The organism is Pseudomonas sp. WS 5027 (assembly GCF_012985695.1).
Taxonomy (GTDB): Bacteria; Pseudomonadota; Gammaproteobacteria; order Pseudomonadales; family Pseudomonadaceae; genus Aquipseudomonas; species Aquipseudomonas hygromyciniae.
In genome coordinates, this window is record NZ_JAAQWU010000002.1 from 175253 (window position 1) to 187688 (window position 12436).

General features: G+C 61.2%; 9 protein-coding genes and 1 pseudogene. 1 reads left to right on the top strand and 9 read right to left on the bottom strand.

Going from position 1 to position 12436, the window contains the following annotated elements; all coding sequences use genetic code 11:
* Window positions 1–229: 229 nt before the first annotated feature.
* From HBO09_RS03715 to pilM, 7 genes and pseudogenes are all read right to left on the bottom strand, one after another.
* Window positions 230–1810 (bottom strand): AAA family ATPase, encoded by a 1581-nt coding sequence (locus HBO09_RS03715; RefSeq protein ID WP_169992067.1) that lies wholly within the window; start codon window positions 1808–1810, stop codon window positions 230–232.
* 10 nt (window positions 1811–1820) lie between these two features.
* A complete protein-coding gene (aroB, locus tag HBO09_RS03720) occupies window positions 1821–2921 on the bottom strand; it encodes a 3-dehydroquinate synthase (protein ID WP_169992065.1) in 1101 nt (366 codons plus the stop codon).
* A 147-nt stretch (window positions 2922–3068) separates the two neighbouring features.
* Complete coding sequence (aroK, locus tag HBO09_RS03725; RefSeq protein WP_029296072.1) at window positions 3069–3587, bottom strand: shikimate kinase AroK; 519 nt, start codon at window positions 3585–3587, stop codon at window positions 3069–3071.
* A 4-nt stretch (window positions 3588–3591) separates the two neighbouring features.
* Window positions 3592–4923: a type IV pilus secretin PilQ family protein gene (locus HBO09_RS03730; protein WP_169992276.1), complete on the bottom strand. Its 1332-nt coding sequence runs from the start codon at window positions 4921–4923 to the stop codon at window positions 3592–3594.
* 69 nt (window positions 4924–4992) lie between these two features.
* Window positions 4993–6125, bottom strand: a pseudogene (locus HBO09_RS29160) (pilus assembly protein PilP).
* Window positions 6122–6673 carry a PilN domain-containing protein gene (locus HBO09_RS03745; RefSeq protein WP_169992059.1) on the bottom strand — a complete coding sequence of 184 codons (552 nt, stop codon included), beginning with the start codon at window positions 6671–6673 and terminating at the stop codon, window positions 6122–6124. Before HBO09_RS03745 ends, HBO09_RS29160 begins: the two are co-directional and overlap by 4 nt.
* Complete coding sequence (pilM, locus tag HBO09_RS03750) at window positions 6673–7326, bottom strand: type IV pilus assembly protein PilM (protein ID WP_169992057.1); 654 nt, start codon at window positions 7324–7326, stop codon at window positions 6673–6675. The genes HBO09_RS03745 and pilM overlap by 1 nt, the downstream gene beginning before the upstream one ends.
* A gap of 217 nt (window positions 7327–7543) precedes the next feature.
* On the opposite strand from pilM, the gene HBO09_RS03755 reads away from it, so the two are divergent.
* Window positions 7544–9988, top strand: coding sequence for a penicillin-binding protein 1A (locus HBO09_RS03755; RefSeq protein WP_169992055.1), 2445 nt, complete (start codon window positions 7544–7546; stop codon window positions 9986–9988).
* 180 nt (window positions 9989–10168) lie between these two features.
* Here the strand turns inward: HBO09_RS03755 and HBO09_RS03760 are convergent, their stop codons facing one another.
* Window positions 10169–11437 carry a malic enzyme-like NAD(P)-binding protein gene (locus HBO09_RS03760; protein ID WP_029296057.1) on the bottom strand — a complete coding sequence of 423 codons (1269 nt, stop codon included), beginning with the start codon at window positions 11435–11437 and terminating at the stop codon, window positions 10169–10171.
* A 182-nt stretch (window positions 11438–11619) separates the two neighbouring features.
* Entirely contained in the window at window positions 11620–12426 is an 807-nt protein-coding gene (locus HBO09_RS03765; RefSeq protein ID WP_169992053.1) for a thermonuclease family protein, read from the bottom strand.
* Window positions 12427–12436: the final 10 nt, after the last annotated feature.

Below are 12436 nucleotides of genomic sequence, written 5' to 3' on the forward strand. Positions count from 1 at the left end.
CCGACACAGACGCCCACAAATTTGGCGACGAACTGTCGCAAATCTATGTCGCATTTATGAAAGGTTTAAAGCGATATGCTGTGCTAGTCAAAACTTTTTTAACTTTGACCGCTACTACTCAAAAGCCACTGTGACGCAGACACCACAAAGCGCGCGGCCTTCAGGGCTGCACGCTGTTGTCGTTTTTTTGAGGTGCTGGGAGGGCGACCTGGGTAAGGTCGCCGGATCTTCAGCGGGTTGTTGCGAGTTCTTGTTGAACGCTGGCAACAGTGCGAGGCCAAGGTTTACCAGCCTGAACCTTCGCTGGCAAGGCCTTGATCGCGGAATCGGCTGCCGCGCGGCTCGGGAAACTGCCGTAGGTGATCACGTAGAGAGGCTTGCCGTTGAGCACTTTCTTGAAATAACGGTACTCGCCGCCCTGCTCTTTCACGAACGCCTGGGCGTTGGCTTCGGAGCTGGTGCCGAGGATCTGCACCACATAGTTCTTGGCCGGTTGGCTGCCGTACCAGCCGCTGCCGGCAGCGGCCTTGGCCACGGTCACCGGTTTTTCAGCGGGCTTGGCGGCTGGCGCTGGCTTGGCCGCCGGGGCTGGCGTCGGTTTGACCACTGGGGCCGGGGCTGGGGCAGGCTTGGCGGTGGCGACCTGGGTCGGGGCAGGCGTTGGCTTGGCCGCCGGCACAGGTGCCGGGCTGGCTGTTGCGCCAGGCGGTGGGGCCACGGTGGTAACGGTTGGCGGCGTGGCGCTGGAGCCTTCTACCGGCACGCCGTCGTCGCCTTCGGAGATAGCGCCGGCTTCTTCTGCCAACGGGCCACGCATGACCGGCTGGCCGACCATCGGCAGGTTGGTAGGCTGGCCGGAGCCGGCAAATTCAACGGCAGGTGCGCCGTTGGTAGTGGGCTTGCCCAGTGGCAGTTGCGCCTGCTCGGTCGGCGCGCCTGGCGCGGTCGGAGCCTTGTTGCGGCCAGGAATCAACCAGGCGGCGGCGACGGCAACCACGACAACAGCAGAAATCGCCAGTACGTGTTTCTTCGGCATGGTGAACCCCATCTTTGGACGCTTAACCGCAGAGCGGCTGGCAATCATTGCTTCGATCATTGCATCCCGGGCCACCTGGTTGATGGTGCCAGGCCAGCCGTCGGAGCTTTCGTGAATATCAGAGATCTGCTGGGCAGAGAAAAGTTCGATGCCCTGGCCAGCGCCTTCAAGGCGCTGGGCCAGGTACTCGCGGGTTTCTTCTTCTTCGTAGGGCTGCAATTCGATGACGTGAAACAGCTCTTGCTCGCCACTGAGCTGCTCCAGATCGGCAATCAGCGACGCCTCACCGAACAGGAACACATGGGGACGACCTTCCGGCGTACCCGCCGCCAGCGCCAGCAAGGCTTCGAGGGCAGACTCGTCGAGCTGCTCGGCGTCGTCCACCAACAGGTAGACTTCCTGGCCGGTCAGGCCCAGTTGCACCACTTGCTTGAGAATCGCGGTCGGCTCGGCATTGGCCACGTCCAGCGCCTGGGCAACCTGGCGCAACACGCCCGCCGCATCGCCGGCGCCGCGGGCGGAAACCACCACGCTCTGCACAGATTGTTTGTTGGTGCTGGCCACCAGTGCCTGGCGCAGCAGGGTCTTGCCGCTGCCCAAAGGGCCGGTGACCACCAGCAGCAACTGGCTATAGCGCGCCAGGTGGTGCAACTGCCCCAGCACCGGCTTGCGCTGCGCAGGGAAAAACTTGAAACCGGGGACCCGTGGCGCAAAAGGGTCGTGGCTCAACTGGTAATGGCCGAGGAAAGCCTCGTCGGCATGCAAACTAGTCATCGGGATCTGGTTAACCTTTCAGCTGGGCCAGGGCGCGGTAATCCGCTCCCAGCGTGGCCTGTAGAATCTCTTTCGGATAATCGTCGGTCACTACCGCTTCGCCCATTCGGCGCAACAGCACCAGACGCAAACGACCATCGATCACTTTCTTGTCTATCGCCATATGTTCAAGGAAGTCAGCCTCGGTCATTTCCTCGGGAGGAATGACCGGCAACCCGGCACGCTGGAACAGGCGAATACCGCGATCACGCTCTTGGGCACTGATCCAGCCCAGGCGTTGCGACATCTCCAACGCCATCACGGTGCCAGCCGCCACAGCCTCTCCATGCAACCAGACACCATAGCCCATGTGGGTTTCAATCGCATGACCGAAGGTGTGGCCCAGGTTCAAGGTGGCGCGTACGCCCGACTCACGCTCGTCGGCATTGACCACCAGGGCCTTGGCCGCGCAGGAGCGAGAGATGGCTTCAGTCAGCGCCACCTGGTCCAGGTTACGCAAGGCATCGACGTGTTCTTCAAGCCAGGTCAGGAACGGCTCGTCACAGATCAGCCCGTACTTGATGACTTCCGCCAGGCCCGCCGACAGCTCGCGGGGCGGCAAGGTATTGAGGGTCGCAGTATCGATCAGCACGGCATTGGGCTGGTAGAACGCGCCGACCATGTTCTTGCCCAGGGGATGGTTGATGCCGGTCTTGCCGCCCACCGACGAATCGACCTGGGACAGCAGGGTGGTCGGCACCTGGATAAAGTCCACGCCACGCTGGTAACACGCCGCAGCAAAGCCGGCCATGTCGCCGATCACGCCGCCGCCAAGGGCTACCACCGTGGTACGCCGGTCGTGGCGCGCGGTGAGCAGCCCGTCAAAGATCAGTTGCAGGGTTTCCCAGTTCTTGAACGCTTCGCCATCGGGAAGAATCACCGAGATCACCGAATACGCCGCAAGGCTGCGACTCAGACGCTCAAGGTAGAGCGGCGCCACTGTCTCGTTGGAGATGATTGCCACTTGTCGCCCGGCAATATGCGGCGCGAGCAACTCGGGCTGGTCCAACAAACCTTCGCCAATATGGATCGGGTAGCTACGCTCGCCAAGATCGACCTTAAGTGTCTGCATGTGTCCCCGCGCTGAAGATGGAAGCAGGCGTCCTGCCCTGTATTAACGTTGTTGGCACCGTCGAGATCGGACGTTGCCTGATGGCTCTACGCCACACCTCGAACGGCTGCAACGCGTTGCCGAGGATAGCGCATTTCGGCCCTGGCTTTAACGGGGCGCAAGTTGCTGCAAGCGCTCGAGAATATCGATTACGACCATGCGCGGTGGCCGTTCATCGGTTTCCACCACCAGATCGGCGATTTCCCGATAAAGCGGATCGCGCAGCGTCAGCAAGTCCCGCAGGGTTTTCTCGGGGTTGGCGGTGCGCAGCAATGGCCGGTTGCGATCACGTGCAGTGCGCCCGACCTGCTGCTCGACCGACGCATGCAAATAGACCACACGACCGCCGGCATGCAATGCCCGTCGGTTTTCCTCGCGCATCACCGCGCCGCCGCCGGTGGCCAATACCACGCCATCGCAGCCGCACAGTTCGGCAATCATCGCCTGCTCGCGGTCACGAAAGCCCAGTTCGCCTTCCTTATCGAAGATCCACGGGATATTGGCGCCCGTGCGCAATTCAATTTCCTTATCGGAGTCTTTGAATGGCAGGCGCAGCTCTTTGGCCAGCAAACGGCCGATGGTGCTTTTTCCAGCCCCCATCGGCCCTACAAGAATCAAATTTCGCACAGAATCAACGACTCACAGCAATCGCCTGGTTATTCATAATACGCGGAGTCAGGAATACCAGCAGCTCGGATTTTCTTTGGGCAACGACATCACGCCGGAAAAGGCGGCCAAGATACGGCACATCGCCCAAAAATGGCACTTTATCTACCACCTTGCTTTGGTTTTTGGAGAAAACCCCGCCAAGGACAATGGTCTCGCCATCCTTGACCAGAACCTTGGCAGTGACCTCGTTCTTCTTGATCGGCGGCACATCGTTGAGTTTGTTCAGGTAGTCCGGCTCATCCTTGGTCACCCGGACCTCCATGATGACCTGATCATCCGGGGTGATTTGCGGCGTCACCTCCAGAGAAAGCGAGGCCTCCTTGAACGAGACCGAAGTCGCCCCCTCGGAAGTGGCTTCCTGGTAAGGAATCTCGGTGCCCTTGAGAATCCGCGCGGTCTCCTTGTTGGAGGTGACCACCTTGGGCTGGGAGATCACTTCGCCGTTGCCGCCCTTTTCCATGGCCGTGAGTTCCAGGTCCAGCAGCACGTTATCGGTGATAAATGCGACGCCCAGGCCAGAGCTTGCGTTAACCACGCCCAGGTCAACGAACGGCGAGCTATCGGGCGGCTCCCCCTCACCTGGCGTTTTATTGCCAACCCCACCACCGCCCCAATTACCTTTATTGCGCAGCAAACCACCCCAGCGCACGCCCACACTTTTGTCATAGTCGACATTGGCTTCGACTATCCGCGCCTCGATCATCACCTGGCGCACCGGGATATCCAACTGATTGACGATGCGCCGCAGCTCCTCCAGGCGCTCCCCCGTCTGGTAGGCGATGATGTTGTTGGTACGGTCATCTACCGTCACCGAACCACGCTCATCGGCCACGCCTTCAGGCCCGCTCACCGACTGGAACAGCTTGGCCAACTCGGCCGCCTTGGCGTAATTGACTTGCAAAAGCTCTCGCCGCAAGGGCGCCAGCTCGGTCATCAACTTGCGTGACTCCAAGGCCAGCAGTTCGCGGGAGGCCAGCTCTTCAGCCGGCGCCACCAGCAGCACATTGGCCGTCACCCGCTTGTCGAGCCCCTTGGCTTGCAGCACCAGGTCCAGGGCCTGATCCCAGGGCACGTCCTTGAGGCGCAGGGTAATCGAGCCCTGCACATCATCGCCGGCCACCAGGTTGAGGCCAGCCACGTCGGCAATCTGCTGAAGTACTGCGCGAACCTCGATGTCCTGGAAGTTGAGAGAGAGCCTGTCACCGCTATAGACCCCACGCCCGGCGCCCAAGGGCGAAGCACCGGGAGGTGGCAGTTGAATCAGGTCAATCCGCTTGGGCACAGCCTCAGTCATCGGTGCCGTGAACGCTATCCATAGCGCCACACCGAAGGACGAAATAATCCTTTTCATTTTTTGCTTCCGTTATGAGTTCACGTTCAACACCAAGGTGCGCGGGCGCTCAAGCCAGGCACCCTCGCCATCGGGAAAAAGTTCGACCAGCTCCAACTGCCCCTCATGGATCGCCACGACACGCCCATGGTCGGCCCCCAGATAATCCCCCACCGCCAGGCGATGAACACCTGCCGCGCCGCGCAGCAGGGCAAATGTCTGCGCGCCCAGGGACAAGGTGCCGACCATCTGGAACTGGTCCACGGCAAAACCTTCGAGAAACTGCCGGGGGCGGTCGAAGTCCGGCGCAGGTCCGGGTTTGCCGGTGGGGCGACTGGCAGGCCGGTCCGGTGGCTGGAAGGGATCACGCACAGGTGGCGAGCTGGAGACAACCTGCGGCCCCGCCAATGCTGCCGGCGTTTCGTCCGCAAGAGGCAGCGCCTGCGGGCGAATCAATTGCAATTCGTCATTCAACGCCTGCAACTGCGGGTCACGCTCGCATCCAGCCAGAAGCAGCAAGCTCAGGCAGGCAACCTTGAGGCGGTTCATGGCAAGGCTCCCTGGTTGCCGTACCTGTAGGTCTTGGCGAGCATCGTCAGGCTCAACAATGCGCCATCCTGGGGACCCTCAGGACGAATGACAAAGTCATGCAGGGTAACGATATGCGACAACCCAGCCACCCCACTGATGAAGGCCAACAGATCGTGATAGGTACCGAGCAGCCTGAGCTGCATCGGCCGCTCGACGAACACGGGCTGCACCTGCTCCTCCTGCACACTGAGTTGCTCGAGCAGCACCCCGCTGGCTTGCCCCAGCCGGGCGAAGTCTTCCAGCAAGCCGGGCATTTGCGTCAGTGTCGGCATTTGGCGCAACTGCTCGTTGAAGGCGACACGTAGGGTTTCAAGCTCGCGCACTACCCCTTCATGCTGGGCAGCTTGCCGGGCTTTTGCAGCAAACTGCTGGCGCAGCGCTATTTCTCCCGCTTCCTGGCGTTGCAACACCTCGCGGGCGCTGCTCAGGTAGACAGCATCCCCCGCCACCAGCACCAGCGAGGCGAGTACCGCGCCCACCACAAGCCTGCCAGCCAACGGCCAGCGAGCGGTGTTGCGGTACAGCGTGGAGAGTTGCGGGAGTGCCAGCCCTGGCGGGCTGGACACGAGGCTCACCGCTGCGTCTCCCGGTGCTCCCCATGGTCCACCATCAACTGGAAGGCGCTGCCCGCACCACCCTCCTCGGCCCGGACATGCCGCAGATTGGGCGCGCGTAGCGTGTTGGAAGCTTCCAGGCTGCGCATCAGCCGGGCGACATCATCGCTGGACACCGCCGTGCCGGTGACCTCCACCGATGTGCCACTGACACTCACCTCGCGCAGTTGAACGCCATCCGGCATCGCCCGGGCCAACTGATCGAACAACTCCTGGCCGGATGCGCGATGACCCTGTAGGTCTTCGACCACCTTCATCCGCTCCATCAGTTGCTGACGCTGTTCGCGCAGTTCGTCGATGGTCTTGATCCGCGAGTCCAATACCGTGACTTGCTTGCTCAAGTGGTTGTTACGGGCCACTTGCCGATCAATCGCCCGGTCAATGACCCGGTCAGCCAGCCATACGGCTGCCAATGCAATAGTGGTGATCACCAACAGAAAAATCAGGAAAAACCTGCGACGGCGCTCAGCGCGTTCTTCACGCCAGGGTAAAAGGTTGATTCTTGTCATCAATCGAAACTCCTGAGGGCCAAACCGCAGGCGACCCGCAATCCCTGGGCATCGGCTGCCCATTGTGCACTATTGATCCCACTCCCCGGCGCTATCCGGGCGACCACCTGGTCGGTCATCCGCGCCATGGCAAACGCTTCTACATCCACCACTCGCGCAACCAGGCCAGCCATGGCCAATACCGCTTCGCGCGCTTCCACCTGCTCCTTGAGACACGCCACAAGCAGCACATCAACATAACCGGGTTCACGACCCGATGGGCCCTGGACCTGAAAATCAATGGCTACCTCATCTAGCGGATAAGGAATGTACTGGTCGGCTTCACAGCGCAAGCGCTGCTCCATCTCGTCGGGCTCAAGCCCCGCCTCCAGCGCAACCACCCGGCTGATCACCGCAGAGCCCGCCACGGCAACTGCGGCATGCGTGACCTGGATCTGCGCCCGGAACAATGCCTTGGAAATGGTCTGCGCGACAACCTCCAGATCAACGATATTACTGTCGACCACCGCATGGCCCGGCAACGGCTGGCTCGCATATGCACGCACCGCATAGTCCTCGCCGGCACGGGCCAGCTCCAATACCTTGACGCCGCTGTCCTGGATGTCCACACCCAGTAAAGTATCGGCTTTTCGCTTGAAAAATCCCTTTCTCATAAAACTCCCTAAAGCTTTGCCTGTCTCAGGGCTGCTCAGTTGCGGGTTTGATGCATTCGGTCGGCTCGGTTGAGCGGCGCCCATGACGCCCCGAGGCGAAAAATGCTTTAATGCCCAGCGTTTTTTCCCGCTTTTTATCCGCAGGTCGGGTCGATACATTCCTAGTCATGCCTATCCCGACACCTAACTCATTCTTTTCTCTGGAAATCCAAAAGCCTTGATTCGTCTGCTGAAGTTTTTCGGGTACTCCTTCGTCGCGATCGTTTGCGGGCTGCTGCTCGTGTTCAGCGGCGCCTATCTCTACCTTAGCCCGGGATTGCCCTCGGTAGAGGCCCTGAGAAGTATCCAGTTGCAGATTCCTTTGCGGGTCTACAGCAGCGATGAAAAACTGATCGCGGAGTTCGGCGAAATGCGCCGCACCCCGATCCGTTTCGCCGACATTCCGCCCAATTTCATCAATGCCCTGCTGTCGGCCGAAGACGATAATTTTGCCAACCACTATGGCGTCGACCCCAGCAGCCTGGTGCGTGCGGCCACGCAACTGGTAAAAAGCGGACACATTCAATCGGGCGGCAGCACCATCACCATGCAGGTGGCGAAGAACTTCTTCCTCACCAGCGAGCGCAGCTTCTCGCGCAAGGCCACGGAAATCCTCCTGGCGCTGCAGATTGAACGCCAACTGACCAAGGACGAAATCCTTGAGCTGTACGTCAACAAGATCTACCTGGGCAACCGCGCCTATGGGATCGAGGCGGCGTCTCAGGTGTACTACGGCAAGTCGATTCGTGACGCCAGCCTGGCACAAATGGCAATGATTGCCGGCCTGCCCAAAGCGCCATCGCGCTTCAACCCGCTGGCCAACCCGGCCCGCAGCAAGGAGCGTCGCGACTGGATCCTGGGGCGCATGTACAAACTGGGCAAGATCGACCAGAACGCCTATGAAACGGCGGTAGCCGAGCCGTTGAATGCCAGTTACCACGTACCGACGCCAGAAGTCAGCGCGCCGTACATCGCCGAGATGGCCCGCGCCGAAATGGTCGGCCGCTATGGCAGCGATGCCTACACCGAAGGTTTCCGCGTCACTACGACCATTCCGAGCAACTTGCAGGAAATCGCCAACAACGCCGTGCATGAAGGGCTGATCACCTATGACCAGCGCCATGGCTACCGTGGGCCGGAATCGCGCCTGCCGGGCAAGACCCTGAGCGCCTGGACGGTCGAACTGGGCAAGCAGCGCTCCATCAGCGGCCTGGATCCCGCCATCGTCACCCAGGTGAAAAAAGACGGCGTGCAGGTACTGACCCGCAGCGGCGAAGAACATGTGGCTTGGGACAGCATGAAGTGGGCGCGCCCATTCCTGAACACTAACAGCATGGGGCCGATGCCCAAGCAGCCATCGGACGTGACCCAGGTCGGCGACCTGATCCGCGTGCAGCGCCAGAAGGACGACAGCCTGAAATTCAGCCAGGTCCCGGTCGCCCAGGGCGCCCTGGTTTCCCTGGACCCGCAGAACGGTGCGATCCGCGCCCTGGTCGGTGGCTTCGCCTTCGAGCAGAGCAACTACAACCGCGCCACCCAGGCCAAGCGCCAGCCGGGCTCGAGCTTCAAGCCATTTGTCTACAGCGCCGCGCTGGATAACGGCTATACCGCAGCCAGTCTGGTCAACGACGCGCCTATCGTTTTTGTCGATGAGTACCTGGACAAGGTCTGGCGTCCGAAGAACGACACCAACACCTTCCTCGGGCCGATCCGCGTGCGCGAGGCGCTGTACAAGTCGCGCAACCTGGTGTCGATCCGCTTGCTGCAGGCGATGGGCGTGGGCAAGACCATCGACTACATGACCCGCTTTGGCTTCAACAAGCAGGACCTGCCGCCCAACCTGTCCCTGGCCCTGGGCACTGCCACCCTCACCCCGATGGAAATCGCGACGGGCTGGAGCACGTTTGCCAACGGCGGCTACAAGATCACACCGTACCTGATCGACAAGATCGAGAGCCGCAACGGCGACACACTGTTTGTCGCCAACCCGCCAAGCGTACCCAACGGTGTCGCCGCCAGCGATGGCCTGGCCGCCCCTGCCAACGGCGGCATCACTATCGAGCCTGTGCCTGGCGCTGTCCCCACCGATGCCGCAGCCGTCCCGCAAACACCGGCGGTGGCTGAGCGCGTGGTTGACGGACGTACCACCTACATCCTCACCAGCATGCTGCAGGACGTGATCAAGCGCGGCACTGGCCGCCGTGCGCTGGCCCTGGGCCGCACGGACCTGGCGGGCAAGACCGGTACCACCAATGAATCCAAGGATGCGTGGTTCTCCGGCTACAACGCCGACTACATCACCACCGTCTGGACGGGTTACGACCAGCCGGAAAGCCTCGGCCGCCGCGAATACGGCGGCACCGTCGCGCTACCGATCTGGATGAGCTACATGGGCGGCGCCCTCAAGGACAAGCCGGCCCACACCCAGGCCGAGCCGGAAGGCATCCTCAGCCTGCGCATCGACCCGATCAGCGGCCGCGCTGCAGCACCCGGCACGCCGAATGCGTACTTTGAACTGTTCAAGAGCGAAGACACACCGCCGTCGATGAATGAACTGGGGAATGGCGTGGCACCGGGCAGCCCGTTGCCGGCGGATGAGTCGGCGCCGATCGACTTGTTCTGATTACACAGACCCCAATGTGGGAGCGGGCTTGCTCGCGAAGGCGGTGGGTCAGTCACCAAAAATGCCGACTGATCCACCGCCTTCGCGAGCAAGCCCGCTCCCACAAGGGGTTATATGTAGAGCCACAAAAAAGCCCCGACTCGCAAGAGCCGGGGCTTTTTGTTGGTGCGCTACAACGGCTTAGCCGTTGAACACATCATCCACGCTTTGCAGCGGGTAGTTCTTCGGATACGGCAGGGTTGCCACACCGGTCTCGATCGCGGCCTTGGCCACGGCATCGGAGATCACGGTGATCAGGCGCTTATCCATTGGTTTTGGAATGATGTACTCACGACCGAATTCCAGTTTGCCGCCACCGTAGGCGTCGCACACGTCCTGAGGGACCGGCAGCTTGGCCAGTTCACGCAGGGCGTTGGCAGCAGCCACTTTCATCTCTTCGTTGATGCGCTTGGCGCGAACGTCCAGGGCGCCACGGAAGATGAACGGGAAGCCCAGTACGTTGTTGACCTGGTTCGGGTAGTCCGAGCGGCCAGTGGCCATGATCACGTCGTTACGGGTGGCGTGTGCCAGTTCCGGGGCGATTTCCGGATCAGGGTTCGAGCAGGCGAACACGATCGGGTTGGCCGCCATGGACTTCAGGCCTTCGGCGCTCAGCAGGTTCGGACCGGACAGGCCGACGAACACGTCAGCACCATCCAGAGCGTCTGCCAGGGTGCGCTTGGAGGACGGGTGGGCAAACATCGCCTTGTACTGGTTCAGGTCGGTACGCTCGGACTGGATCACGCCCTTGCTGTCGACCATGTAGATGTTTTCAAGGCGGGCGCCCATGCTCACGATCAGCTTCATGCAGGAGATGGCCGCAGCGCCGGCGCCCAGGCAGACGATCTTCGCGTCGGACAGGGTTTTGCCAGCGATTTCCAGGGCGTTGATCATGCCGGCTGCGGTAACGATCGCGGTGCCGTGCTGGTCATCGTGGAATACCGGGATGTCGCACTGTTCGATCAGAGCCTTTTCGATCTCGAAGCACTCAGGTGCCTTGATGTCTTCCAGGTTGATGCCACCGAAGGTGATGGAGATGCGCTTGACGGTGTCGATGAAGGCCTGTGGGCTTTCGGAGTCGACTTCGATGTCGAAGACGTCGATGCCGGCAAAGCGCTTGAACAGTACGCCCTTGCCTTCCATCACTGGCTTGGAGGCCAATGGGCCGAGGTTACCCAGGCCGAGAATCGCGGTGCCATCAGAAATCACTGCAACCAGATTGCCCTTGCCGGTGTATTTGTAGGCCAGTTCGGGATCGCGGGCGATTTCACGCACGGGCTCGGCTACACCGGGGCTGTACGCCAGCGACAGGTCGCGTGCGGTAGCAGTGGCTTTGGTGAGCTCGACACTCAGCTTTCCTGGACGAGGATGGGCATGATATTCGAGAGCGGCAGTTTTCAAATCAGACATATCGGCATTCCGCTTTTTACTGTTGGACGACGGATCGCCGAGGATACTCGCCTCGCAAAGTCCCCACAAGACTGAGTAGTCACAGGTGTCAAGGGCCCTACCCTACGACTTTCGGCCAAGAGCCACGGGATACAAGGCCTGCAACTGTTCACAATCGACGGAAAAAATGTCTACAATTTTTCCTATTGTGCCAATTGCAGCATGCCGGGATCGGTCAACGGGAGCAGCCAGCGCGCCTGACCACTTTTCAGGCCGCCGCGCCGGGAGCGGTCCAGTACCCAGCCACGGGCCTCGATATCCTGGCCTTGCAAGCGCTTGAGCAGGGCGTTATCGAATTGCCCGACAAGATTGGGTGCAACCCGTAATACCAGAGAGTCCTGCAATTCGATCCAGATCCCGCCACGATTGCGTTCGACCTTGCTTACCCGGCCACTGACCACGGCAAAGCCCGACTGCCTGATTTGCTCGGCTTTCTGCACGGGCGACTGGCGCCACAGGCCCAACCTGGCAGCGCGCGCACTGCGCTCGGCCGCTTGCTGGCAGGCGACCAGATCGACATTCGGCGCCACCGCCACCAGGAATCCGAGGCCCTCGGCGAGCAGTTGGGCCTCCAGATTCGCACCGTTGGCCCCATAAAGATGGGCCAGGGTCCGCCCGTAACGGTCCTTGCCCTCACGTCCCGACACCACCCCGACCCGACCACCACTGGCATCCACCAACCCTTGCAGGCGTTGGCGCGCCGCCACGGCGAATGGCTCGTCCGGGCGGCCTTTCTTGCCGGTCTCCGGGGCATTGACGCCGATCATCCGCACACTGCGGCCGTCCTTGAGACGGACAGTATCGCCATCGACCACGCGCTGCACCTCGAAGGTGCTGAGTGCAGCGGGCGTAGGGCAAAACACCTCGGCCTGGGCGGCCGACAGCCAAATCGCAGGCACAAAAAAGGCGCCCGCAAGGGACGCCTTTTTCATTAGCAGGTAAAAGCCCATCAGGCTCTTG

Bases quoted from the DNA above. Each gene is read 5' to 3' on its own strand.
- HBO09_RS03745 (WP_169992059.1), bottom strand. From the start codon at position 6,673: ATGACAAGAATCAACCTTTTACCCTGGCGTGAAGAACGCGCTGAGCGC.
- aroB (WP_169992065.1), bottom strand. From the start codon at position 2,921: ATGCAGACACTTAAGGTCGATCTTGGCGAGCGTAGCTACCCGATCCAT.
- HBO09_RS03715 (WP_169992067.1), bottom strand. From the start codon at position 1,810: ATGACTAGTTTGCATGCCGACGAGGCTTTCCTCGGCCATTACCAGTTG.
- pilM (WP_169992057.1), bottom strand. From the start codon at position 7,326: ATGAGAAAGGGATTTTTCAAGCGAAAAGCCGATACTTTACTGGGTGTG.
- HBO09_RS03730 (WP_169992276.1), bottom strand. From the start codon at position 4,923: ATGACTGAGGCTGTGCCCAAGCGGATTGACCTGATTCAACTGCCACCT.
- HBO09_RS03760 (WP_029296057.1), bottom strand. From the start codon at position 11,437: ATGTCTGATTTGAAAACTGCCGCTCTCGAATATCATGCCCATCCTCGT.
- HBO09_RS03765 (WP_169992053.1), bottom strand. From the start codon at position 12,426: ATGGGCTTTTACCTGCTAATGAAAAAGGCGTCCCTTGCGGGCGCCTTT.